The sequence below is a fragment of the Jiangella alba genome (assembly GCF_900106035.1).
Taxonomy (GTDB): domain Bacteria; phylum Actinomycetota; class Actinomycetes; order Jiangellales; family Jiangellaceae; genus Jiangella; species Jiangella alba.
On the sequence record NZ_FNUC01000003.1, the window covers coordinates 702,081 to 725,557 of the forward strand.

General features: G+C 74.2%; 18 protein-coding genes. 15 read left to right on the forward strand and 3 right to left on the reverse strand.

The genetic code is table 11. The annotated features are described in order from the left end of the window. Nucleotides 1–42 precede the first annotated feature (42 nt). From BLV02_RS05955 to BLV02_RS06020, 14 genes are all read left to right on the forward strand, one after another. On the forward strand, nucleotides 43–1,047 hold the full coding sequence (locus BLV02_RS05955) for a LacI family DNA-binding transcriptional regulator (RefSeq protein ID WP_069113213.1): 1,005 nt from the start codon (nucleotides 43–45) through the stop codon (nucleotides 1,045–1,047). After that, nucleotides 1,044–1,979, forward strand: a complete 936-nt coding sequence (locus BLV02_RS05960) for a carbohydrate ABC transporter permease (RefSeq protein ID WP_141711718.1) — start codon at nucleotides 1,044–1,046, stop codon at nucleotides 1,977–1,979. The genes BLV02_RS05955 and BLV02_RS05960 overlap by 4 nt, the downstream gene beginning before the upstream one ends. A gap of 2 nt (nucleotides 1,980–1,981) precedes the next feature. Beyond that, entirely contained in the window at nucleotides 1,982–2,818 is an 837-nt protein-coding gene (locus BLV02_RS05965) for a carbohydrate ABC transporter permease (protein WP_069113214.1), read from the forward strand. Between the two features lie 29 nt (nucleotides 2,819–2,847). Continuing rightward, the gene (locus BLV02_RS05970) at nucleotides 2,848–4,149 is read left to right on the forward strand and encodes an ABC transporter substrate-binding protein (protein ID WP_216094387.1); all 1,302 of its coding nucleotides are present in this window, start codon (nucleotides 2,848–2,850) and stop codon (nucleotides 4,147–4,149) included. Nucleotides 4,150–4,182: 33 nt separating this feature from the next. Next, complete coding sequence (locus tag BLV02_RS36325; protein WP_069113284.1) at nucleotides 4,183–5,136, forward strand: ADP-ribosylglycohydrolase family protein; 954 nt, start codon at nucleotides 4,183–4,185, stop codon at nucleotides 5,134–5,136. Nucleotides 5,137–5,326: 190 nt separating this feature from the next. Next, nucleotides 5,327–6,376 carry an ADP-ribosylglycohydrolase family protein gene (locus BLV02_RS36330; RefSeq protein WP_069113215.1) on the forward strand — a complete coding sequence of 350 codons (1,050 nt, stop codon included), beginning with the start codon at nucleotides 5,327–5,329 and terminating at the stop codon, nucleotides 6,374–6,376. A 28-nt stretch (nucleotides 6,377–6,404) separates the two neighbouring features. After that, nucleotides 6,405–7,511, forward strand: a complete 1,107-nt coding sequence (locus BLV02_RS05985) for an ADP-ribosylglycohydrolase family protein (protein ID WP_069113285.1) — start codon at nucleotides 6,405–6,407, stop codon at nucleotides 7,509–7,511. Further along, nucleotides 7,511–8,848, forward strand: a complete 1,338-nt coding sequence (locus BLV02_RS05990) for an ADP-ribosylglycohydrolase family protein (protein ID WP_069113216.1) — start codon at nucleotides 7,511–7,513, stop codon at nucleotides 8,846–8,848. The genes BLV02_RS05985 and BLV02_RS05990 overlap by 1 nt, the downstream gene beginning before the upstream one ends. Beyond that, nucleotides 8,845–9,732, forward strand: a complete 888-nt coding sequence (rbsK, locus tag BLV02_RS05995; protein ID WP_074946165.1) for a ribokinase — start codon at nucleotides 8,845–8,847, stop codon at nucleotides 9,730–9,732. Before BLV02_RS05990 ends, rbsK begins: the two co-directional genes overlap by 4 nt. Further along, a complete protein-coding gene (locus tag BLV02_RS06000; RefSeq protein ID WP_069113217.1) occupies nucleotides 9,732–11,636 on the forward strand; it encodes an SUMF1/EgtB/PvdO family nonheme iron enzyme in 1,905 nt (634 codons plus the stop codon). The genes rbsK and BLV02_RS06000 overlap by 1 nt, the downstream gene beginning before the upstream one ends. Beyond that, the gene (locus BLV02_RS06005) at nucleotides 11,633–12,823 is read left to right on the forward strand and encodes a CaiB/BaiF CoA transferase family protein (RefSeq protein WP_216094389.1); all 1,191 of its coding nucleotides are present in this window, start codon (nucleotides 11,633–11,635) and stop codon (nucleotides 12,821–12,823) included. Before BLV02_RS06000 ends, BLV02_RS06005 begins: the two co-directional genes overlap by 4 nt. Further along, nucleotides 12,820–13,662, forward strand: a complete 843-nt coding sequence (locus BLV02_RS06010) for an HpcH/HpaI aldolase/citrate lyase family protein (RefSeq protein WP_069113218.1) — start codon at nucleotides 12,820–12,822, stop codon at nucleotides 13,660–13,662. Before BLV02_RS06005 ends, BLV02_RS06010 begins: the two co-directional genes overlap by 4 nt. Before the next feature lie 13 nt (nucleotides 13,663–13,675). Continuing rightward, entirely contained in the window at nucleotides 13,676–13,915 is a 240-nt protein-coding gene (locus BLV02_RS06015) for a macro domain-containing protein (RefSeq protein ID WP_069113219.1), read from the forward strand. A 12-nt stretch (nucleotides 13,916–13,927) separates the two neighbouring features. Further along, nucleotides 13,928–14,680: a putative protein N(5)-glutamine methyltransferase gene (locus BLV02_RS06020; RefSeq protein WP_141711721.1), complete on the forward strand. Its 753-nt coding sequence runs from the start codon at nucleotides 13,928–13,930 to the stop codon at nucleotides 14,678–14,680. Nucleotides 14,681–14,728: 48 nt separating this feature from the next. On the opposite strand, the gene BLV02_RS06025 is transcribed toward BLV02_RS06020, so the two are convergent. Next, nucleotides 14,729–17,254 carry a M14 family zinc carboxypeptidase gene (locus tag BLV02_RS06025; protein ID WP_069113221.1) on the reverse strand — a complete coding sequence of 842 codons (2,526 nt, stop codon included), beginning with the start codon at nucleotides 17,252–17,254 and terminating at the stop codon, nucleotides 14,729–14,731. A 217-nt stretch (nucleotides 17,255–17,471) separates the two neighbouring features. On the opposite strand from BLV02_RS06025, the gene BLV02_RS06030 reads away from it, so the two are divergent. Next, on the forward strand, nucleotides 17,472–20,228 hold the full coding sequence (locus BLV02_RS06030) for a S8 family serine peptidase (protein WP_069113222.1): 2,757 nt from the start codon (nucleotides 17,472–17,474) through the stop codon (nucleotides 20,226–20,228). 494 nt (nucleotides 20,229–20,722) lie between these two features. Here BLV02_RS06030 and glgB read toward each other — a convergent pair whose 3' ends face one another. After that, nucleotides 20,723–22,600: a 1,4-alpha-glucan branching protein GlgB gene (glgB, locus tag BLV02_RS06035; protein WP_083288942.1), complete on the reverse strand. Its 1,878-nt coding sequence runs from the start codon at nucleotides 22,598–22,600 to the stop codon at nucleotides 20,723–20,725. A 26-nt stretch (nucleotides 22,601–22,626) separates the two neighbouring features. Beyond that, complete coding sequence (locus BLV02_RS06040; protein ID WP_069113223.1) at nucleotides 22,627–23,475, reverse strand: MurR/RpiR family transcriptional regulator; 849 nt, start codon at nucleotides 23,473–23,475, stop codon at nucleotides 22,627–22,629. Nucleotides 23,476–23,477 lie beyond the last annotated feature (2 nt).

Sequence of the window (23,477 nt, forward strand, 5' to 3'; positions counted from 1 at the left end):
CGGAAACGGTTCCGACCCCGATCCACGAGGAGGTGGACACACGTGTCGCAGCGCCGTCGGCCGACGATTCACGAGGTGGCCAAGGTCGCCGGGGTCTCGATCTCCTCGGTGTCGCGCGCGCTCAACGGCAACACCTCCAACGCCGACATGGTCGCCCGGGTGAACGCCGCGGTGCGGGAGGTCGGCTACGTCCCGAGCGTCGTCGCGCAGTCGCTGAAGACGCGGCACACGGGGCAGGTCGCGTTCGCGATGGAGGACATCGGCAACGCCGCGTACCTGGAGATGGTCCGCCGCATCCAGCCGACGCTGCGGGACGAGGGCTACCGGCTGCTGCTGCACAGCACCGCCGCCGACGTCGAGGACGAGCTGGGGGTGCTGGCCAGCCTCAGCCAGAACTACGTCGACGGCCTCATCCTGTGCCCGCTGCGCGTCACCGACCGCCACGTCGAGGCGCTGCGGCAGACCGCCGTCCCGGTCGTGGTCATCGGCCTGCTGCCGGACGACGTGCCGGTGGACAACGTGCGGGCCGACTCGCGGGTGGGCGCGCAGCTCGCGGTCGAGCACCTGGCCGAGGCCGGCGCCCGCCGCATCGCGTTCATCGACGGCCCGCTCGACACCGTCCCCGGCCGGGCCCGCTACGACGGCTACCGCAGGGGGCTCGCGGCGGTCGGCCAGGAGGCGGACGACGCGCTGATCCGGTTCACCGACTTCCGGTTCGACGCCGGGCGCGAGACGGCGCGCGAGCTGCTCACCGAACACCCGGACATCGACGCGGTGCTGGGCGCCAACGACCTCATCGCGATGGGCGTCCTGCACGCGCTGCGCGAACTCGGCCGCGACGTCCCCGGCGACGTGCGGGTGGTCGGCATGGACGACACCCCGCTGGCCGCCACCAGCTTCCCGCCGCTGTCCAGCGTGTCCCTCGGCTCGGCCGACCGCGGCCGCATCGCCGCGGAACTGCTGCTGCGCCGGCTCGACGGCGACGACGCGCCGCCCGAGCGGGTCACCGTCCCGCCGTCGCTGACCGTCCGGGAGAGCAGCCGATGAGCGCCACCGCCACCGCGCGACGGCCCGCGACCCGGCCCACCGAGCCGAAGCGCAAGAACTTCCTCGGCCTGGACCGCGACGGGCTGCTGCTCGCCGTGCCGGCCCTCATCCCCGTCGTGCTGTTCAGCATGTACCCGCTGCTGCGCGGCATCTACCTCGGGTTCACCGACGCCGAGGCCGGCCGCAACAGCGAGACCGCCTTCACCGGCTTCGACAACTACAGCCAGCTGCTCGGCGACTCGTACTTCTGGGACTCCTTCCGCATCGGCCTGATCTGGGCGTTCGGCGTCACGGTCCTGCAGTTCTTCGCCAGCCTCGGCCTCGCGCTGCTGCTCAACCAGAAGCTGCGGCTGCGCTGGCTGGCCCGCACGCTGGCGCTGGTGCCGTGGGCGATGCCGCCGGTCGTCATCGGCATCATGTGGCGGCTGGTGTACCACCCCAACGCCGGCATCCTGAACAGCACGCTCAAGGACCTCGGGATCATCGACTCCAACGTCGAATGGCTCAGCTCGCTGTCGCTGGCGCTGCCCGCCGTCATCGTCGTCGGCGTGTGGTCGGGCATGCCGCAGACGACGGTGGTGCTGCTGGCCGGCCTGCAGAGCGTGTCCGAGGAGCTGAAGGAGGCGGCCGCGGTCGACGGCGCGGGGCCGTGGCAGCGGTTCCGCAACGTGACGTGGCCGGCGCTGCGCCCCATCGTCACGGCGATGACGACGCTCGACTTCATCTGGAACTTCAACTCCTTCAGCCTCGTGTACGTGCTCACCGAGGGCGGACCCGGCGGCTCGACCCGGCTGCCGATGCTCTTCGCGTACGAGGAGGCGTTCCGCTACGGCAACTACGGCTACGCGGCCGCGCTGGGCAACGCGATGGTGCTGGTGATCGCCGTGTTCGTCGTGTTCTACCTGCGACGGCGCTACCGGGAGGAGGGCTGACGATGCGCGGCTTCCGCACGCTGGCGACGCCGGCGAAGTACGTGGCGCTGGTGGCGTACCTGGTGTTCCTGGCCTTCCCGCTGCTCTGGCTGATCTCGACGGCGTTCAAGCCGCCGCAGGAGATGGCGCTGATCGATCCGACGATCATCCCGGCCGAGCCGACGCTGGACAACTTCCGGCTCGCGTTCGAGCAGCAGCCGCTGGCCCGGGCGCTGTTCAACACGCTGATCATCGCCGGCACCTCGGCGCTGGTGACAGTGCTGCTGTCGATCCCGGCGGCCTACGTGATGGCGCGCTACCGCTCGGTGCTGAGCCGGATGACGATGCTCTGGGTGCTGCTGAGCCAGATGTTCCCGTTCATTCTGGTGATCATCCCGTTGTTCCTGTTACTGCGCGACGCCGGGCTCTACGACACGCAGCTCGGCCTGATCATCGTCTACGTCGTCTGGAGCATGCCGTTCGCGCTGTGGATGCTGCGCAGCTACGTCGTCGGCATCCCCGTCGAGCTGGAGGAGGCCGCCGCCATGGACGGCGCCGGCAAGCTCCGCACGCTCAAGGACATCGTCGCGCCGCTGCTGGTGCCCGGTGTGGTCGCGGCCGCGCTGTTCGCGTTCGTGTCGGCGTGGAACGAGTTCCTGTTCGCCCTGGTCCTGCTCCGCACGCCGGAGCTGCAGACCATCTCACTGACGCTGGTGAAGTTCATCGGGGCGGAGGGGGTGGCGCGGCTGGGCCCGCTGGCGGCCGCCGCGCTCGTCGCCACCGTCCCGAGCCTCGTCTTCTTCGCCATCATCCAACGCCGTCTCGTCGGGGGCATGCTCGGCGGCGCGGTGAAGTCCTGACCACCCACATCACCACCCCAGGAGGGATCGTGCGCAGAGCAGCAACGATCGTGTCCGCCGGCGTCGTCAGCGCCGGCCTCGTGCTGGCCGGTTGCGGCTCCGGTGACGGAGACGGCGACGGCGCCGGGACGGGCGGCGACGGCCCGGTGACGCTGACCTTCCAGAGCCTGGCCTTTCAGCCGGAGTCCATCGAGGCGAACCAGCAGATCATCGAGCAGTGGAACGCCGACAACCCCGACATCCAGGTCGAGTACCTGCAGGGTGACTGGGCCTCGGTGCAGGACCAGCTGGTGACGGCGTTCGAGGGCGGCACCGCGCCGGACCTCGTCCACTACGAGTCGTCCTACCTGCAGGACTTCGCCGACCGCGGCTGGATCCTCGACATCACCGACCTCGTCCCCGACGAGATGACCGACGACATCCTCGACGGCGCGTGGGAGGCGGTCACGTTCGACGACTCCGTCTACGCGGTGCCGTTCCTGCTGGACGCGCAGGTGATCTTCGCCAACAAGGCGCTGCTCGACGCGGCCGGCATCGCGGTGCCCGCGCCGGACGACCCGTGGACGTGGGACGAGTTCGCCGACATCTCGACGCAGCTCACCGACGCCGACACGTTCGGCGTGGCGTGGACGCTGAAGGACCCGGCCAACCGGATGCTCAACCTCGCCATGAACTTCGGCGGCGGGTTCTTCGAGGAGTCCGACGGCGCCAGCACGGCGATCTTCGGCGACGCGGAGAAGGAGGCGTTCCAGCGCATCCACGACCAGCTCTACGTCGACAAGAGCGCCGCGACCGACGCCATCGGCATGGGCGGCTCCGACCCGCTGCCGGGCTTCTTCGCCGGCCAGTACGCCATGCTCCCGAAGGGCATCTGGTTCCGTCAGCAGATCATCGACCAGGCCCCCGAGGGCTTCGAGTACGTGACGATCCCGGCGCTGGAGGGCGACTCCCAGACGCAGGCGGCGGCGCCGCAGACGATCTCCGTCGCGGCCGAGTCCGAGCACCCCGAGGAGGCGATGGCGTTCCTCGAGTACATGCTCAGCCCGGAGAACCAGGCGCTGCTGGCCAAGGGCGACTGGATGATCCCGGCCAGCGCCGCGGCCGCCGAGGACCCCGTCCTCACCGAGACGCCGGACTGGCCCGTCGCGGCCGCGTCCGGGACGTTCCTCGAGCAGGCGCCGTTCCAGCGGGTCCGCGGCTACGAGGAGTGGAAGAACAAGGTCGCCAACCCGTCGATCGAGGAGTTCTTCGCCAACGCGATCTCGCTGGACGACCTCGGCACCCGGCTGACCGAGGACGGCAACGAGATCCTGGAGCGCTACAACCGCTGACGGCGGTGGCGCGGTGAGGGTGGAGAGGTGTCGATGAAGGACCGCGCGAGGGGGTGCCTGCTCGGGCTCGCCGTCGGCGACGCCATGGGCGCCCCCGCGGAGAACCTGACGGCCGAGCAGATCGCGGCCCGCTGGGGCACGGTGACGGGCTTCCTCACCGACCGGCCGTCGGGGACCGACGACACCGAGTACGCGGCATTCAGCGCGCTGCTGCTGCTCGACCACGGCGCCGCGCTGACCAGCGACGACGTCGCCGACGCGTGGATCACCCACCTGGCCGGGCAGACGGGCGGGTTCTCCGGCGCCGGGTTCAGCGAGCTCGGCACCATCGAGAACCTGCGGGCCGGGCTGCGGCCGCCGGCCAGCGGGCGGCACCTGCACTCGTGGAGCGACGGGCTGGCGATGCGGGCCGCGGTGCACGGCGTGTACGCGGCGGGGGATCCCGCGCTGGCCGCGCGGCTCGCCGCCGTCGACGGCGCGGTCAGCCACGCCGGCGAGGGGATCCATGCCGGGGTCGCGGTGGCCGCCGCGGTCGCCGTCGCGATGACGGGGCGCGCGTCGGCCGCCGAGGTCGCGGCCGCCGCGCTGGCCGCCGTCCCGGACGACTCGTGGACGGCGCGCTCGCTGCGCTCGGCGCTGGTCCACGCCGGGGACATGCCCGCGCTGCTGGACGCCGTCGTCGTCCGGTCGTATCCGTGGACGGACCTGGGGCCGGAGGCGGTCGCCCTGGCGTTCGGCGCGTTCCTCGCGGCGGGCGGCGGGTTCGCCGGCTCCGTCACAGGGGCCGTGTCGATGGGCCGCGACGCCGACACCACCGCCGCGATCGCCGGCGCACTGGCCGGGGCGCTCGGCGGGCTGGGCGCGGTGCCGGCGGAATGGCAGGCGCAGATCGGGCCGGTGACCGGGCGGTGCCTGGGCGAGGTGGTGGCGGGGCTGCATCCGCTGGACCTGGCCGACCGGCTGGCCGAGCACCTGGAGGACGCGTGAGGGGACGGCTGGGGCGGACGGCGCGGGCCGGTGGCGTGCGGCAGGTGCGCGGCGTGCTGTGCGCGGTGGTAGGTCGACCCCTCCCGGCCCGGGTGGGGCCCACCCTACGGGCGGGCACCGACAACGTTCGACGCGCGCGGAACTCGCCGGCGCGCGCCGGTGGGTGCGGTGCGCGGTGGGAGGACGGCTCGTGACGGAACGGCAGGAACGCAGGGCCGGGGCGCTGCTCGGGCTCGCCATCGGCGACGCCGCGGGGTGGCCGTCGGTGCGGCACCGGGCGGTGCTGCTGCCGCCGTGGACCCGGCGGTTGCACCGCGAGCTCGACGCGTTCGCGGAGACACAGCAGGTGACGACGCTGCCGGTGCCGTTCGCGCTGAACCAGCCGACGGCGCCGCTGCGGCTGGGCCCGTCCGACGACGCGGAGTGGGTGGCGTGGACGCTGACCCGCCTCGGCACGACGACCGGCCCGCTGACCCGCGCCGACGTTCACGCGTACTGGCGGACGGCGGTGACGGAGGGGACGCTGCCGCGCGGCCGGATCAGCGTCGCGACCGCGGCCGACGCACTGCGGCGGGATGTCGACCCGCCGGTGACGGGGCACGACAACCCACACCACTTCGACGACGCCGGGGCGGTGCGGGCGGTCGCGGCCGGGTTGGTGGCCGCCGGACCCGCGGAGGCGGCGACCCTCGCCGGGTGGGACGCCGAGGTGACGAACTCCGGCGACGGCGTGGCCGCGGCACGGGCGGTCGCCGCGACGATCGCGCGGCTGGTCCGCGGCGAACCGCTGGCCACCGCCTGGGCGGCGGCAGCGGAACACCTGACGCAGGACACCCTCCTGACCGACAACCTGGCCCGAGCGGTGACGAGCACAGCCGACGCCACCAGCGCGGCCGACGCCGTCCCGCTGCTGGACGAGCCGGCCGGTCACGTCTACAGCTACGGCGTCGCCGCGGCGCAGACGCTGCCGGTCGCCGTCGCGCTGGCGCTGGCCGCCGAGCGCGGCGGGGAACCACCCATCGCCGCGATCACCGCCGCCGCCTGCCTGCCCGCGACCGCCGACAGCGCACCCGCGCTGACCGGAGCGCTCACCGGTGCGGCCCGCGGCCTGAGCGCGCTACCCACCACGTGGGCCGAGCGGTGCCGGCGACTCGCCGGTTGCTGCGCGGCCGATCTGGCCGGACTCGACCTGGTCGAGCTGGCAGGTTCCATCGAGGAGAGGACGACTCGTGACCACTGACGCACTCATCGACACCGCGGTCGGATGCATGACGGGAGCCGCCGTCGGCGACGCGCTCGGTGGTGCGACGGAGGGGTGGTCGCCGCAGCAGATCCGGGACCGGTGGGGCGGCTGGGTCGAGGGCATCGTGCCGCCGTACTACGAGGACTGGCGCACCGCGCGGCCCATCGCGCCGTACCACAAGGGCGACGGCCACGTCACCGACGACACCCTCATGACGCACCTGGTGGTCGACGTGTACGAGCAGGCCGGGGCGCACCTGACGGCGTACGACGTGGCCGAGCGGCTGGTGCCGCTGATGATCGGCCGCAAGGTCTGGATCCCCGAGCTGGAGGCCGAGGCGCTGCCGCTGCAGCGGGTCTTCCTGGCGGAGAAGTTCATGGCGCTGCGGCTGCACTGGGGGCACGCCGACCCGCGTGAGGCCGGCGTCGGCAACGCGGTGAACTGCGGCGCGGCCATGTACATCGCGCCGGTCGGCATCGTCAACGCCGCCGACCCGGACGCCGCCTACGCCGAGGCCATCGACGTCGCCGGTGCGCACCAGTCGTCCTACGGGCGCGAGGCGGCCGGCGTCATGGCGGCCTGCGTGGCCGCGGCCGCGGCGCCCGGCGCGACGATCGATGACGTGCTGTCGGCGGCGGTCCGGCTGGCGAAGGACGGGACGAGGGCCGGCATCGAGGCGGTGCTGGAGACGGCGGCGTCGATCGGGCACTGGACCGAGGCGGTCGAGTCGGGCAAGCTGCGTGCCGCCGTCGCCCCCTACGACACCGTCGGCGACGACTACCGCAACCAGGGCCTCGGCGCGCGCCGCCCGAGCCGCGTGCACACCATCGAGGAGCTGCCGGTCGCGCTGGGCCTGCTCGCCATCGCCGGGGGCGACTGGCGCGACGCCGTCATCGGCGGCGTCAACTACGGCCGCGACTCCGACTCGATCGCGTCGATGGCCGGGGCCGTCGCCGGAGCGCTGGGCGGCCGCGCCGCGGTGCCGGCCGACCTGGTGACGACGGTCGCGGCGGCCAGCAGGGTCGACCTCGTCGGGCCGGGGGAGCGGCTGGCCGCGGTGACGGCGCGGGTACGGGCGGCCGACGCGGCCCGGCGGGTGGCCGTCGACGCCGCGTTCGGCGGGCTGGCCTGATGCGGCTCACCTGGATCCAGCCGGAGGACCTGGTCGGGCACGCGTTCGCCCAGGCCGGCGAGGACGGCGTCGACGTCGCGGACCTGCGGGCCCGGTGGACGGTGGCCGGCGGCGACGACGCGCCGGTGCGGTCGGGCGCCTCCGAGACCCCCGCGCCACCGGAGCTGCGGGCGCTGGCCGCGCAGCTGCTGGACGAGCTGGACCGGCGGCCGTCGCCGTACGACGAGGCCGAGCCGACGGCGCTGGACGAGCTGCGGGCGGGCTGGCCGGCGGGTGCGCGACGGGAGGCCGCCGACGCCGGCCGCGTCCACGGCGCCTGGCTCGGCCGCGCCGCCGGCTGCCTGCTCGGCAAGCCGGTCGAGAAGATCTCGCGGGCCGGGATCCGGGAGATCCTCGAGGCGACCGGCCGCTGGCCGCTGACCGGCTGGTTCACCGCGGTCGGCCTGCCCGGCGACGTCGCCGCCCGCCATCCGTGGAACCGCCGCAGCGCGACGACCAGCCTGGCCGAGAACATCGACGGCATGCCCGAGGACGACGATCTCAACTTCCCGATGCTCAACCTCGCCCTGCTGGAGGACCGCGGCGCCGGGCTCACGACGGAGGACGTCGCGCAGCGGTGGCTGGCCGAGCTGCCGGCCGGGCGGGTGTTCACCGCCGAGCGGGTCGCCTACCGCAACCTGCTGCTCGGCCACCTGCCACCGGCCACCGCGACGGTGCGCAACCCGTTCCGCGACTGGATCGGCGCGCAGATCCGCGGCGACGTGTTCGGCTGGGCCCGGCCCGGCGACCCCGCCGGCGCCGCGGCGCTGGCCTGGCGCGACGCCGTCCTCAGCCACACCCGCAACGGCGTGTACGGCGAGCTGTTCGCGGCCGCGGCGTGCTCGGCCTCGCTGGTCGCGGCGACGGTGGACGAAGTGCTGGACGCCGGGCTGTCGGTGGTCCCGGCGGCGTCGCGCTACGCCAAGGCGGTCCGCTTCGCCCGCGAGACCGCCGCGAAGGAACCGGACTGGGAGGCCGTCGTCGACGCGATCGAGGCGCGCTACGGGCACCTGCACTGGGTGCACGTCCTGAACAACGCCGCGCTGGTGGTGGCCGCGCTGGTGCACGGCGGCGGCGACTACGAGCGGTCCATCACGGCCGTCGTCAGCGGCGGCTGGGACACCGACTCCAACGGCGCCACCGTCGGCTCGATCGTCGGCGGGCTGACCGGCGCCGCCGCGCTGCCGCAGCGGTGGACCGCGCCGCTGCGCAACCGCGTCGGCACGACGCTGGCCGGGTTCGACGGCATCGGCTTCGACGCGCTCGCGGCCCGGACGGTGGCGGTGAGTGCGCCGTGATCGCCGTCCTGGGCAGCGCGAACATGGACCTCGTCGCGACCGTCGACCGCGCGCCGGGCCGCGGCGAGACCGTCACCGGCCGCGACTTCACCACCGTCCCCGGCGGCAAGGGCGCGAACCAGGCGCTCGCGGCCGCGCGGGCCGGCGGCGACGTCGCGTTCCTCGGCGCCGTGGGCGACGACGACTTCGGCCGGCGCATCACGGCGCTGCTGGCCGGCGCCGGGATCGACGTGTCCGGGCTGGCGGTGAGCGACCGGCCGACCGGGACCGCGCACATCACCGTCGACGCGACCAGCGACAACTCGATCGTCGTCGTGCCGGGCGCGAACGGGACGGTGACGGAGCTGACCGACGCGCACCGGGCCGCCGTCGACGCCGCGGACCTGCTGATGCTGCAGCTGGAGCTGCCGCTCGTGCTGGTCACGCAGGCCGCGCGGTACGCGCGCGAACGCGGCGTGCGGGTGGTGCTGACGCCGGCGCCGGCGGTGCCGCTGCCGGCCGAGCTGCTGACCGCGGTCGACGTCCTGGTGCCGAACGAGCACGAGGCGGCGCTGCTGGCCGGCGTCGCGGACCCCGTCGAGGCGGCGCACGCGCTGGCCGGGCGCGGCGGCGACGTGGTCGTCACGCTGGGCGCCCGCGGGGCGCTGCGGGTCAGCGGCGCGGCGACGACGCAGGTGCCGGCGTTCGAGGTCGAGGCGGTCGACACGACGGCGGCCGGCGACACCTTCGCCGGGGTGCTCGCGGTCGGCCTGGCCGAGGGCCTGGAGTGGCCGGACGCGCTGCGACGGGCGTCGGCGGCGGCCGCGCTGTCGGTGCAGCGGCCGGGCGCGTCGTCGTCGATGCCGGACCGCGCCGAGATCGACGCATTCCTCGCGGAGGGCTGATGCTGAACCCGTACGTCCCGCGGCCCATCGACCGCCCGGCGGCCGTGCCGCTGGACCCGGACGCCGACCTGTCGGTGCTGGACGAGGCGAAGATCCTCGCCGCGCCGGACGACCCGGCGGACTGGCCGGCCTGGCGGGCGGCGCTCACCCGCTGGCGGTCCGAGGCGCGCGAGCGGACGGCCTACGACGGCTCGCGCTACGACGCCGAGCGGACCGACGGCTTCGTCGTCGCGCTGGCCTGGCTCTGGGACGAGCTGCTGTACGACCACGCGACCGGCCGGTTCGACGTCGACGGCTACCTGGCCGCGGCGACCCGCGAGCTCGGCGGCTTCGACGGCGTCGTGCTCTGGCACGCGTACCCGAACGAGGGCATCGACGAGCGCGACCAGTTCGCCTTCTTCGACGTGCCCGAGCTGCCGTCCGTCGTCGCCGCCTTCCAGGCCGCCGGGGTGCGGGTGTTCGTGTCGTACTACCCGTGGGAGCCGTCCCGACCAGATGCGGTCGTCGCGCTGGTCGAGCGGCTGGGCGCCGACGGCGTCTTCCTGGACAGCTCGAAGGAGGGCTCGGCCGAGGTCCGGGCCGGGCTCGACGCGCTGCGGCCGGGGCTGTCGATGGAGGGCGAGTCGCGGCTGCCGCTGGCCCGCGTGCACGACCACACGATGTCGTGGGCGCAGTGGTTCGCCGACTCGCCGGTGCCGGGCGTGCTGCGCGCGACCTGGTTCGAGCGCCGGCACGTGCTGCACCACACCCGCCGCTGGAACCACAGTCACCTCGACGAGCTGCAGTCGGCCTGGCTGAACGGCTCCGGGATGCTCGTGTGGGAGACGGTGTTCGGCGTCTGGGCCGGCTGGAGCGCGCGGGACCGGTCGCTGCTGCGCTCGATGCGACGGGTGCAGCGCGAGTACCGCGACTGGCTGCAGGCCGAGGACTGGACGCCGCTGGCCGACCACCCCGGCGGCGGCGCACCGGTGTACGCGTCGCGGTGGGTCCACGACGGTGTGGCGCTGTGGACCGTGGTCAACCGGAGCGACGCCGACTGGTCCGGCCCCTGGCTGACGGTGGCCGCGACGGGCCCGTTCACCGAGCTCACGACCGGTGCGGCGCTCTCGGTGACGAAGGACGACGACGGGCGGACGGTTGTCGGCGGCCGGCTCCCGGCCGGTGGCGTCGCGGCGGTGCTCGCGGCGGACGTCGCGCCGGGCTCCGTCGCCGTCTCGGCAGACAGCACGTTCCCGCGCCGGCCGGCCGTCCGCGTCCCGGCGCCGCTGGTGGCCGTCGCCGAACCGCCGCCCGGCCTGGCCCGGGTGGACGGCGGCCGCTACGACCTCGTCGTCCGGTACCGCGTCCGCGAGACCGGCCTCTACGACGAGGCCCCCTACGTCGACGAGTGGAAGCCGCTGCCGCCCCGGCTGCACGCCGAGGGCACCGCGCACCGTCGCGCCGAGCTGGCGCCGTTCGCGATCGGCCGCACCGAGGTCACCAACGACGAGTTCGCCGCGTTCCTCGCCGCCACCGGCTACCCGCCGCTGCGCCCGGAGCGGTTCCACGCGCAGCGGCACGGGCCGGACCCCGTCACGCACGTCGACCTCGCCGACGCCCGCGCGTACGCCGCGTGGGCCGGGCTGCGGCTGCCGACCGAGGACGAGTGGCAGGTCGCGGGCGAGGCCGGGCTGCTGGAGCGCGGCACGCCCGCCGTCTGGAACCTCACCGAGAGCGAGCACACCGACGGCCGCACCCGGTTCGTCGTCCTCAAGGGCGGCTCCGACTGGCTGCCGACCGGCTCGGACTGGTACTTCGACGGCGGCCGCCGCACGCCGGACTTCTCGGCGAAGTACCTGCTCATGGGCGCCGGGCTGGACCGCTCACCGTCCGTCGGGTTCCGCTGCGCCGTGGGGCTCGCGTGACCGCCGGGCCGCTGGCCGGGCTGCGGGTCGTCGACGCCGCGACGCTGTTCGCCGGGCCGATCGCGGCGATGCACCTGGGCGACATGGGCGCCGACGTCGTCAAGGTCGAGCACCCGCGCCGCCCGGACCCGTCCCGCGGGCACGGGCCGGCGAAGGACGGCCAGAACCTGTGGTGGAAGACGCTCGGCCGGAACAAGCAGACGATGACGCTGGACCTGTCGCACGAGCGCGGCCAGGAGGTGTTCCGGCGGCTGGCCCGTGAGTCGGACGTCGTCATCGAGAACTTCCGGCCCGACACGCTGGAGCGGTGGAACCTCGGCTACGACGCGCTGGCGGCGGACAATCCGGGGCTGATCCTGGCGCGGGTGACCGGGTTCGGGCAGGTCGGCCCGTACCGGCGGCGGCCCGGCTTCGGCACGCTGGCCGAGGCGATGAGCGGGTTCGCCGCGATGACCGGCGAGCCGGACGGCCCGCCGACGCTGCCGCCGTTCGGGCTGGCCGACGGCATCACGGCGCTGGCGACGGCGTTCGCGGTGACGTCCGCGCTGCACGCCCGGGCCGCGACCGGACGCGGGCAGGTCGTCGACCTCGCGATCGTCGAGCCGATGCTGTCCGTGCTCGGGCCGCAGCTCACCCGGTGGGACCAGCTCGGGACGGTGCAGCCGCGCACCGGCAACCGGTCGGCGAACAACGCGCCGCGCAACACGTACCAGTGCGCCGACGGTCGCTGGGTCGCGGTGTCGACCAGCTCGCAGAGCATCGCCGAGCGGGTCATGCGGCTGGTCGGCCGGCCCGACGTCGTCGACGAGCCGTGGTTCGCGACCGGCGCCGGCCGGGCCGCGCACGTCGAGGAGCTGGACGCCGCGGTCGGCGCCTGGGTGTCGTCGCGGACACGGGACGAGGTCGTCGCCGAGTTCGAGCGGGCCGAGGCCGCCGTCGCGCCGGTCTACGACGCGTCGGACATCGTCGCCGACCCGCAGCTGGACGCGCTGGGGACGGTGCTGCGGCTGCCCGACGACGACCTCGGCGAGGTCGCGATGCAGAACGTGCTGTTCCGGCTCTCCGAGACGCCCGGGACGGTGCGGTGGACCGGGCGGGCGCACGGCGCCGACACCGTGGCCGTGCTGGGGTCGCTCGGGTACAGCCCGGACGAGATCGCCTCGCTGCGGACCGAGGGCGTCGTATGAACCTGACCCTGCTCTACGTGCCCGCCGACCGGCCCGACCGCGCGGCGAAGGCGCTCGCGTCGGCGGCCCACGTGGTGATCCTCGACCTGGAGGACGCGGTGGCGCCGTCGGCGAAGGCGGCCGCCCGGGCGTCGGCCGCGGCGCTGCTGGCGGACGCCGGGCCGGGCCGGGCCGTGCAGGTGCGCGTCAACGCGCCCTCGACGCCGTGGGGCGGCGACGACCTCGCCATGGTCGCCGGGCTGCCGTCGTTCGTGGGGGTGCGGGTGCCGAAGGTGTCCTCGCCGGCGGACGTCGCGGCGGTGCGGTCGGCGGTGCGGTCGGCGGCGGGGGAGCGGCCGGTGCACGTGCTGCTGGAGACGGCGGCCGGTGTCGAGGCGGCGTACGCCGTCGCGTCGGCGCCGGGCGTGGCGTCGATCGGGCTGGGCGAGGCCGACCTCGCCTCCGACCTGGGCGTGTCCGGCCCGGACGGGCTGGCGTGGTGCCGGCAGCGGCTGGTGGTCGCGGCGCGGGCGGCCGGGCTGCCGCCGCCGGCGATGGCCGTCTGGACCGACCTGCGCGACGACGACGGGCTGGCCGCGTCGTGCCGGGCGGGGCGCGCGCTCGGCTTCGTCGGGCGGTCCGCGATCCACCCCCGGCAGCTGCCCGTCATCGAGGCCGCCTTCCGCCCGTCGCCGGACGAGGTCGCCCGCGCGGCCGAGGTGGTCGCCGCGGTCGAGGCCGCGGCGGCCTCCGGCTCCGGCGTCGCCGTCCTCCCCGGCGGCCGCTTCGTCGACGTCGCCATGGTCGAGCAGGCCCGCCGGGTGCTCGCGCTCGCCGGCGACGTTGTCGGACCCCGCTGACAGACCTGGCTCCATGGGGATCCGGGTTCAGCACGGCGACCTGCTCGCCGCGCAGTTCAAGGCGGCGCACCCGGACATGTTCGCGGCCTACGCAGCGGCGGCGCGGGCGGGCGAGCTGCGGCTGCGGTCGATCGCCGTTCCGCCGCTGGGGTGTGGGCTCGGCGGCCTCGACTGGGCCGACGTCGAGCCGATGGTCAGGCGCGGGCTCGGCGCGCTGCCGGGCGTCGAGGTCCTCCTGTACCCGCCCGTCTAGGGTGGCCGTGTGCTGGATGAGGGGGTCGTGGCCCGGCTGCGGGCCGCGGGGTGTGTGTTCGCGGAGGACGAGGCGCGGCTGATCGCCGAGACCGCGCGCACCCCGGCCGAGGCCGAGGCGATGATCGCCCGGCGGGTCGCGGGCGAGCCGCTCGAGCATGTGCTGGGCTGGGCCGCGTTCGCTGGGCTGCGCGTCGCCGTCGGGCCGGGGGTGTTCGTGCCGCGGCACCGCAGCGAGCTGCTGGTCGGCCTCGCGCGGGAGCGGGTGCGGCCGGGTGCGGTGGTGGTCGACCTCGGGTGCGGGACGGGGGCGCTGGGGCTGGCCGTGGTGCACGGCATCGACGGCGTCGAGCTGCACGCGGCCGACGTCGACCCCGACGCGGTCGCGTACGCCCGCCGCAACGTCGAACCGGCCGGCCACGTCCACCAGGGCGACCTCTACGACGCCCTGCCGCAGGTGCTGCGGGGGCGGGTCGACGTGCTGCTGGCGAGCCCGCCGTACGTGCCGACGGCGGCCATCGCGCTGATGCCGCCCGAGGCCCGCGACCACGAGCCGCGCACCGCCCTCGACGGCGGCGGCGACGGGCTCGACCTCGTCCGCCGCATCGCCGCCGGGGCGCCGGACTGGCTGCGCGCCGGCACCGGCGTCCTGCTGATCGAGCTGAGCACCGGCCAGGCCGCGGCGGCCGCCGGCGCGGTGAGCGACGCGGGCCTGACGTCCGCACAGCACCACGACGACGAGGCGGCCGTCGTCACCGGGACGTGAGAACGGGGAGTCGCCACCTCCGCAGCGGGACGGCGACTCCCCGCGGGACTACTGCCAGAGCGCGTTCGCGACCTGCGGGAACAGCCCTTCCGGATGCGAGCGGTAGAGCGGCTCGGTGGCGAACAGCGTGACGTCGGCGCCGCCGGCCACGCCGCTGACGACCACCGGCTGACCGGCGACGGCCTCGTGGCCGATCCAGTGGCCGGCCAGGAAGAAGCCCTCGCCGCCGAAGCTCTGGTCGACGCGCACACCCGCGCCCAGGCCGGTGAAGTGCTGCGGGTTGCTGACGAACGACGACGGCGACGCCGTGCCGGTGACGGGCGAGGCGGGGTCGTTCGTCACCGTGACGATGCCGTTGGCGGAGTTCCACTCGCGCGGGTCGACCAGCCCGACGGCCAGGAGATCGGCGCGGTCGCTGAACGTCCAGCCGCCGGCGCCGCGCCCGACGATCGTGCCGCCGGCCGCCCGCCAGGCCGCGAACGCCGCCTGCCGCGCCGCGTCCAGCTGCCGCGGGTCGAACCCGGTGGTCGACACGTACAGGGCGTCGAAGTCGGCGAACGCGTACGTCCCGGCGTTGAACCCGGCCGCGGTGACGTTCGTCGTGGCGAAGCCCATGCGGGCCAGCGCGTGCAGCTCGTCGGCCGGTGCGCTGGTGCCGACCAGCGCGACGTCCACCGGTACCGCGCCCCGCAGCGCCGCCGCGCCGACGGCGGAGAACGCGATGCCGTACGTCGCCGCCGCGTCCTCGACGAGGGAGCGGGCCGAGCCGGGCACCGAGAAGACCCCGGACGCCGTGCGCCGCACCGGGACACCGGCGTCGACGAACGCGTTCACCGCACGGATCCCGGCCAGCGTTCCGGCGGTGAACCCGTAGTGCGCCGGCCGCCCTGGCGGCACGTATCCCGTCGGCGCCACGGCCGAGATCGGCGACAGCGCGCGGGCGTCCAGCGACGACCCGGCGGGCACGGTCGCGACGTCCGTGCCCCACAGGTACGCCTGGCTCCACGCCGAGATGTCGTACATGGTGGGGAAGTTCGTGGTGACGTCGCGGCCGACGTCGAGGATGGTGCTGGCCAGGCCACGCTTGGCCTGGTGCAGGTCGACGACGTACGAGCCGGCCGGGTAGGTGGCGCCGCCGGCGGTGAACGGCCGCCGCGCCTGGTGCACCTCGACGTCGTTGTCGAGGAGGAACTGCGCCAGTCGCGCGGCGGCCGCGTCTCCGCGCCGCTCGGCCGGTATGACGTAGGCCCGCGGGTAGTCCTGCAGGAACGTCTTCCCGTTGTCGCCGAGCGCCAGTGACAGGGCGAGGTCGTCGTCGATCGGCCGCGACGACTCGCCGGCCTCGCCGCGCCGGAAGATCTCCAGCTGGTCGGCGAGCAGGCTCATCCGGTTCTCGTACGCCCACGCGAAGTTGGCCTCGATGGTGGCGCGAGCCACGGCGGTGTTGATGCGGGTGTTCTCGTGCCGCAGCACGGGGTCGGCGATGCCGCGCGGGTTCAGCGGGATCTCGACGGTGTGCCCGACGGCGCCGTGCAGCATCGCGTACATGGGGGTGAAGATCGGCGGCCAGTCGTCCCAGCCGTCGGTCTGGTTGCGGAACGGGATGTTCACCTCGGTCACGCGCGGCTCGCCGAGCGCCAGCACCGCCTCCTCCATGGCCAGGCCGTTGCGGATGGCCTGGCGGATGTAGAGGTCGTACTCGTAGTTCTCGCCGTGCGGCCCGGTGGTCGGCTCGATCAGCGTCGTGCCGGTGTAGCCGTGCTCGTCCAGCATGGTCAGCGGGTCGTAGCGGATCAGCTGGGCGCGGACGGCGCGCGACTCGGGCTGCGAGGCGGTGATGTAGTCGCGGTTGATGTCGAACCCGTTGCCGTTGGCGCGGGTGCCCGCGACCCGGCCGTCCGGGTTGTTCGTGACGACCATCGCGATGACGTGCTGGTCGAGCAGCTCCGTGACCTCGGGGTCGGACGAGAACGCCAGCTCGTCGAGCACCTGCAGCGTCGCGTCGGTGCCCTCCCACTCGTTGCCGTGGATGTTGCTGTTGACGAACAGCGGCGACTTCCAGTCGTCGTACTCGCCGGCCTCCATGGCGGCGATCGCGGCGTCGGGGTCGGCGCTGCGCAGGTCGGACAGCCGCTGCCACTCCGCCCACTCGGCGTCACTCATCGGGGAGGTGACGACGACGAGGTGCAGGTCGCGGCCGAGCGCGGACTGCCCGATGATCTCGACGCTGACACGGTCGCTGTCCTGCAGCGCCCGCAGCGCCGGCGCGACGGCGTGGTACGGCGTCAGGTTCAGCGGGATCGACGCGTCGGCGGGGTTCTCCGGCACGTCGACGATGACGTCGTCGCGCGGCTGCCCGGGCAGCTGGCCGGGGGCGGCGGCGACCGCCGACAGCAGCGTCGCCGCGTCGGTCGTGCCGAGCGACGGCGTCAGCTCCGACGCCTGCGTGCGGTCCTCGGGGGTGCGCAGCGCCGGGGCCGGCGCGCCGTCGTCGGGGGCGGCCGGAGCGGACAGCGCCGCCGTCACCGTCAGCACGAGTCCGGCGAGGCCGGCGGGCAGCGAGCGAGTCCACATGAGGCGGCCCCTTGGGACGTGGCGGCTGAGGGTCTGGTCATCCTGTCGTCTCCGGGCGGGCGGTGACAAGAGGGTGATTTCTCCTGATTCAGAGTGACAAGGCAGGCCGACTTGCCGTCAAAGCTTCCAATCGAGGCGATATCGGCCATAGGTTACGGGGCAACCCCGTCTGACCGGCGGGGCCTTGTCATGCCGTACGACTGAACGAGGAGCGCCGATGACACGACCATCGAGAGCGCCGGGGAGGCGGGCCGTCACCCGGCGCGCCGGACTCGCCGCGACCGCCGCGGTGGCCCTGGCCGCCGGGACGCTCGGCACCGTCGCCGCCGGCACCGCTGCGCCCGCGAGCGACGGCTACCTCGGCACGCTCGCCGAGCTGGCCGGGCTGCCGGAGCCGTCCGGTGAGCTGACGCACGAGCCCACCGGCGCGTGGTTCGTCGAGCTGACCGCGAAGCCGGTCGCCGACGGCGGCAGTCGCGCCACGGCGCAGCGCCAGCAGGACCGCGTCCTTGCCGAGGCCGATGCGCTGGGCGCCGACGTGGAGGTCCGCTACACCTACGACCGGCTGTGGAACGGCCTGTCGGTGACGGCGTCCGAGGCCGACATCAGCCGGCTGGCCGGCTCGGCCGAGGTCGCCGCGGTGTACCCCGTCGTCACGGTCGACGCGCCCGACCCGGCGACGTCCGAGCCCGCCATGGACTCCGCGCTCGGCATGACCGGCGCCGACATCGCGCAGAGCGAGCTGGGCTTCACCGGCGACGGCCTCAGGGTCGGCATCGTCGACACCGGCATCGACATCGACCACCCGGACCTCGGCGGCGGCGGCACGCCCGGCGAGACGACCTTCCCGACCAGCCGCGTCGTGGCCGGCTACGACTTCGTCGGCGACGACTACAACGCCGACGACACCTCCGCCGCCTACCAGCCCGTCCCCAGTCCCGACGACAACCCGGACGACTGCAATGGACACGGCAGTCACGTCGCCGGCATCGTCGGCGCGAGCGGCGACAGCGCGGCCGGCGGCGTCACCGGCGTGGCGCCCGAGGTCGAGTTCGGCGCGTACCGCGTGTTCGGCTGCGGCGGTTCCACGACGTCCGACATCATCCTGGCCGCGCTGGAGCGGGCACACGCCGACGACATGGACGTCGTCAACATGAGCCTCGGCGCCGGCTTCGTCACCTGGCCGGAGTACCCGACGGCCACGGCCAGCGACGCGCTGGTCGACGACGGCGTCGTGGTGGTCGCGTCGATCGGCAACAACGGCACGTCCGGCACCTGGTCCGCGGGCGCACCGGGCGTCGGCGACAAGGTCATCGGCGTCGCGTCGTTCGACAACACCGAGTACGACGCGCGCATGTTCACCGTCAGCCCGGACGGCCGCGAGGTCGGCTACGCCGAGGCGAGCGGCGCGCCCAGCGCACCCACGTCAGGCGACGTCCCGCTGTCGCGCACCGGCACGCCCGACTCCACCCAGGACGGGTGCACCGCGGCCGGGGCGCTGCCCGACCTGACCGGCACCGTCGCGCTGATCGAGCGGGGCACCTGCCCGTTCTACGAGAAGGCGCACAACGCCCAGCAGGCCGGCGCGGCCGCCGTCGTCCTCTACAACAACGTGCCCGGCGCGTTCGCGCCGACGGTGGCGCCGCCGACCCCGGCCGACCCGCCCATCACCGTCCCCGTCGTCGCCGTCGACCAGGAGACCGGCATCGAGCTGGACGGCCGCATCGCCGCCGGCGCCACGACGCTGACCTGGACCGACCAGACCACCACCGTCGAGAACTCGACCGGCGGGCTGATCTCGTCGTTCAGCTCCTACGGCATGGCGTCGGACCTGTCGCTGAAGCCGGACCTCGGCGCGCCGGGCGGGCTGATCCGCTCGACCTACCCGCTCGAGGGCGACGGCTACGCCGTCATCTCCGGCACCTCCATGGCGTCGCCGCACGTGGCCGGCGCGGTCGCGCTGCTGCTGCAGGCGCACCCGTCGCTGTCGCCGGAGCAGGTCCGCGACGTGCTGCAGAACAGCGCCGACCCGGCCGACTGGTCGCTGGTCCCGGGCGCCGGGTACGTCGAGCCGGCGCACCGTCAGGGCGCGGGCATGCTCGACATCGACGACGCGATCCTCGCGCCGGTCGCGGTGGCGCCGGGCAAGCTGTCGCTCGGTGAGAGCGAGGCCGGGCCGTCGACGCAGACCCTCACGCTGACCAACGACGGCGACGAGGACGTCACGTACGAGCTGTCGCACGCCGACGGCATCACCACGGCGGGCGCGCCGAACAACCCGCAGTTCTTCGAGGGTGGCGCGTCGGTGGCGTTCTCGGCGTCGTCGGTGACGGTGCCCGCGGGGTCGTCCGCCTCGGTCGAGGTGACGGTGACCGCGCCGGCCGAGCCGGACCTCGGCCAGTACGGCGGCTGGGTCGTCCTGACGCCGGCCGAGGGTGAGCCGCTGCGGGTGCCGTTCGCCGGCTTCGTCGGCGACTACCAGCAGCTGCCGGTGCTCACCGACGCCGGGTTCGGGCTGCCCGCGCTGGGCGACGTCACGGCCTGCGAGCGCTACGTCGGCGTCAACTGCACCATGGGCGGCGAGTTCGACCTGCTGCCCGAGGGCGCGACGTTCTCCATGACCGAGGGCGACTACCCGGTCGTCATCGCGCACCTGGAGCACGCGGCGCAGAACGTGTCGGTGCAGCTGTTCCACGCCAAGGCCGACGGCACGGCGGGGCGCCCGTACGCGGGTGGCCGCCTGAACACCGTCCTCTCCGAGGACTTCGTCGGGCGCAGCAGCGCGGCGACCGCGTTCAACGCCTACACCTGGGACGGGACGCGGCCCCGCGGCAACGGCACCGACCGGCGCGTCCCCGTGCCGGACGGCCGCTACGTCCTGCGCCTGACGGCCACCAAGCCGCTCGGCGACCCGTCGAACCCTGACCACGTCGAGACCTGGGACTCCCCGGTCGTCATCGTCGACCGGGACTGACCCGTCCTGCGGTATGAGGGGCGGTTTGCTGGTGCCATAGCCCCAGCAAACCGCCCCTCATCGCGCCGAGACGAGCGCACGAGCGGCCCGTGGACCCGTCACCACAGCGGAGCCGGTAGCCGGGGACCGACCACGGCCAGTGAGCGGCCAGCGGAGAAGAAGCGCAGCGGACCGGGAAGCCGGGCCCATTTTCGGCCGGCCCCTGACGGTGCTTGAACGGGGGCGCGGGTGGCCGGGTCAAGCGGTCCTCCGTCGCGCGAAGCGCCCGAGTAGAAGGTCCGCTTGAGGCGGTCCCCCCGCGCTCCCGACAATGGAGGCAGCAGGGGGCAGGTCAACGTGGCAGACGCGTTCTTGATCAGTGGGGAGAACGGCTCACCGCAGAAGGCGCGAAGGGAGGCCCTCCGCAGTGGCACGGGCGCGCAAGGCGGCATGGGTGTCCTCGGGGACGTTGCCTACCTGGACGCGGCGGCCGGTCATCTGACCATGCTGACACGTCAGTGCGACGTCGCGGGTCGGAGCCAGAGCGTGCCCAGCGGCGGCACCCGCAGCACGGCGGAGGCGGGGCGGCCGTGCCAGGGCTCGTCGGTGGCGACGACCTGGCCGAGGTTGCCGACGTCGGAGCCGCCGTAGAGCGAGGCGTCGGTGTTCATGAGCTCCTGCCACGGCCCCGCCTGAGGCAGTCCCAGCCGGTAGCCCTCGTGCGGCCGCGCGTTGAAGTTCGCGACGCACGCCAGCAGCTCGCCGTCGGGGCCGTGGCGCAGGAACGAGAACACGTTGCCGGTGGCGTCGTTGGCGTCGATCCATTCGAAGCCGGCCGGGTCGGAGTCGAGCGCCCACAGCTCCGGCGCCGTCCGGTAGACCGCGTTGAGGTCGGTGACCAGCCGCTGCACCCCCGCGTGCGCCGGGCGGTCCAGCAGCCACCAGTCGAGCTCGCGCTCCTCGGCCCATTCGGACTCCTGGGCCAGCTCGCCGCCCATGAACAGCAGCTGCTTGCCCGGGTGCGCCCACATGTAGGCGTAGAACGCGCGCAGCGTGGCCAGCTGCTGCCAGCGGTCGCCGGGCAGTTTGCCCAGCAGCGACCCCTTCCCGTGTACGACCTCGTCGTGGGAGAGGGGGAGGACGAAGTTCTCGCTGAACGCGTACATCATCGAGAACGTCAGCTGATGGTGGTGGTACTGCCGGTGGATCGGGTCGCGCGACAGGTACGCCAGCGAGTCGTGCATCCAGCCCATGTTCCACTTCAGGCCGAACCCGAGACCGCCGAGATGGGTGGGACGGGTGACGCCGGGCCAGGCGGTGGACTCTTCGGCGACGGACACGATGCCCGGCACCGAGCGGTACGCGGTGGCGTTGGTCTCCTGCAGGAACGCGATGGCGTCGAGGTTCTCGCGGCCGCCGTGCACGTTGGGCAGCCACGCCCCCTCGGGCCGCGAGTAGTCGAGGTACAGCATGGACGCGACGGCGTCGACGCGCAGGCCGTCGACGTGGTACTCGGTCAGCCAGTAGAGGGCGTTGGCCACGAGGAAGTTGCGCACCTCGGGGCGGCCGAAGTCGAAGACGTACGTGCCCCAGTCGGGGTGCTCGCCGCGGCGCGGGTCGGCGTGCTCGTAGAGCGGCGTGCCGTCGAACCGGGCCAGCGCCCAGTCGTCGCGCGGGAAGTGCGCCGGCACCCAGTCGAGCAGCACGCCGATGCCGGCCTGGTGCAGGGTGTCGACGAGGAACTTGAAGTCGTCGGGGTGGCCGAACCGCGCCGTCGGCGCGTAGTACGACGTCACCTGGTAGCCCCACGACCCGCCGAACGGGTGCTCGGCGACGGGCAGGAACTCGACGTGGGTGAAGCCCAGCTCGGTGACGTACGCCGCCAGCTCGACGGCCAGCTCGCGATAGGACTTCCCGCGCCGCCACGACCCCAGGTGCACCTCGTACACCGACATCGGGTGCGCGTGCGCCGACGGGGGCCGCCGGGCCAGCCACACCTCGTCGTTCCACTCATAGCGCGACTCGTGCACGATCGACGCCTGCGCGGGCGGCACCTCGGTGCGGAACGCCATGGGGTCGGCCTTGTCGCGCCAGTGGCCGTCGGCGCCGTGCACCTTGAACTTGTACAGCGCGCCGTCGCCGACGCCCGGCACGAACAGCCCCCACACGCCGCCGCCCAGGCGCGTCATGGTGTGCCCGCCGCCGTCCCAGCCGTTGAACTCGCCGGCCACCTGGATCAGCCGCGCGTTCGGCGCCCACACCGTGAACGCGGTGCCCGCGACGCCGTCGATGGTGACGACCCGGGCGCCCAGCACCTCCCAGAGCCGCTCGTGCCGGCCTTCACCGATGAGGTGGAGGTCGACCTCGCCCAGGAGCCGCTGTGCGTCGATCATCCGCCGAGCCTATCGGCCGCCGGGGGTCAGTAGAGGCGACCCATGATCACTTCCGACACGCGCGCCGCGGCGAGCTCGGCGGCCGGCCCGAGCCGTTCCAGGCAGCCGCGCATCAGGATCTCGAGCACGAACACCTGCACCAGGACGGAGTCGAGCGTGCCGATGGTGCCCTCGCTCGCGACCTGGAGCACGATGTCGGAGAGCTTGGCGACCGGCGAACGGGACGCGTTGGTCACCGAGATCACGGTGGCACCCTGCTCCTGTGCCAGCCGGACGCAGGCCGTGACGTCCTTCGCGCTGCCGGTCCGGCTGAACGCCAGCACGACGTCCGACGCGTCCAGCAGCGCCGTCGCACCGAGCAGCACGTGCAGGTCGGCGTGCGACTCGGCCCGGACCCCGATGCCGAGCAGGTGGTGCGCCGCGGCCTGCGCGGCGATGCCGGAGGCCCCGAGCCCGACGCAGACGACCCGGCGCGCCGCGCTGATGGCGGCGGCCGCGCGGTCGACCCTGGCCGGATCGAGCAGCCGGGCCGTGCGGTTCAGCAGGTCGGCGCTGGTGGACGCGGCGAGCTCGATGCCGTTCTCGGCGGTGCCGCCCGCGGTGGCCTCCTCGGCGGCGAGCTCCCGGGCGATGCGGATGCGCAGGTCCTGGTAGCCCTTGAACTGCAGCCGGCGGCAGTAGCGGCTGATCGTCGCCTCGCTGACGCCGGCGCGGTCGGCGAGCTCGGTGATCGACATGCTGATGGCCTCGTCGGGCGACCTGGTCAGCACGTCGGTGATCTTGCGTTCGGCCGCCGACATCGACGGCAGCCGGTCGGTGAGGAACGCGAGCTGACGTGGGCCGCGGGAGGTGGCTGCGGAGCCGGCAGATGCCATGC

Excerpts from the sequence above, each read along its gene's own strand:
- BLV02_RS06025 (WP_069113221.1), bottom strand. The coding sequence starts at position 17,254 with ATGTGGACTCGCTCGCTGCCCGCCGGCCTCGCCGGACTCGTGCTGACG.
- BLV02_RS36325 (WP_069113284.1), top strand. The coding sequence starts at position 4,183 with ATGAAGGACCGCGCGAGGGGGTGCCTGCTCGGGCTCGCCGTCGGCGAC.
- BLV02_RS06015 (WP_069113219.1), top strand. The coding sequence starts at position 13,676 with ATGGGGATCCGGGTTCAGCACGGCGACCTGCTCGCCGCGCAGTTCAAG.
- BLV02_RS05960 (WP_141711718.1), top strand. The coding sequence starts at position 1,044 with ATGAGCGCCACCGCCACCGCGCGACGGCCCGCGACCCGGCCCACCGAG.
- BLV02_RS06040 (WP_069113223.1), bottom strand. The coding sequence starts at position 23,475 with ATGGCATCTGCCGGCTCCGCAGCCACCTCCCGCGGCCCACGTCAGCTC.
- BLV02_RS06000 (WP_069113217.1), top strand. The coding sequence starts at position 9,732 with ATGCTGAACCCGTACGTCCCGCGGCCCATCGACCGCCCGGCGGCCGTG.
- BLV02_RS05990 (WP_069113216.1), top strand. The coding sequence starts at position 7,511 with ATGCGGCTCACCTGGATCCAGCCGGAGGACCTGGTCGGGCACGCGTTC.
- BLV02_RS06030 (WP_069113222.1), top strand. The coding sequence starts at position 17,472 with ATGACACGACCATCGAGAGCGCCGGGGAGGCGGGCCGTCACCCGGCGC.
- BLV02_RS06010 (WP_069113218.1), top strand. The coding sequence starts at position 12,820 with ATGAACCTGACCCTGCTCTACGTGCCCGCCGACCGGCCCGACCGCGCG.
- BLV02_RS05985 (WP_069113285.1), top strand. The coding sequence starts at position 6,405 with ATGACGGGAGCCGCCGTCGGCGACGCGCTCGGTGGTGCGACGGAGGGG.
- glgB (WP_083288942.1), bottom strand. The coding sequence starts at position 22,600 with ATGATCGACGCACAGCGGCTCCTGGGCGAGGTCGACCTCCACCTCATC.
- BLV02_RS05965 (WP_069113214.1), top strand. The coding sequence starts at position 1,982 with ATGCGCGGCTTCCGCACGCTGGCGACGCCGGCGAAGTACGTGGCGCTG.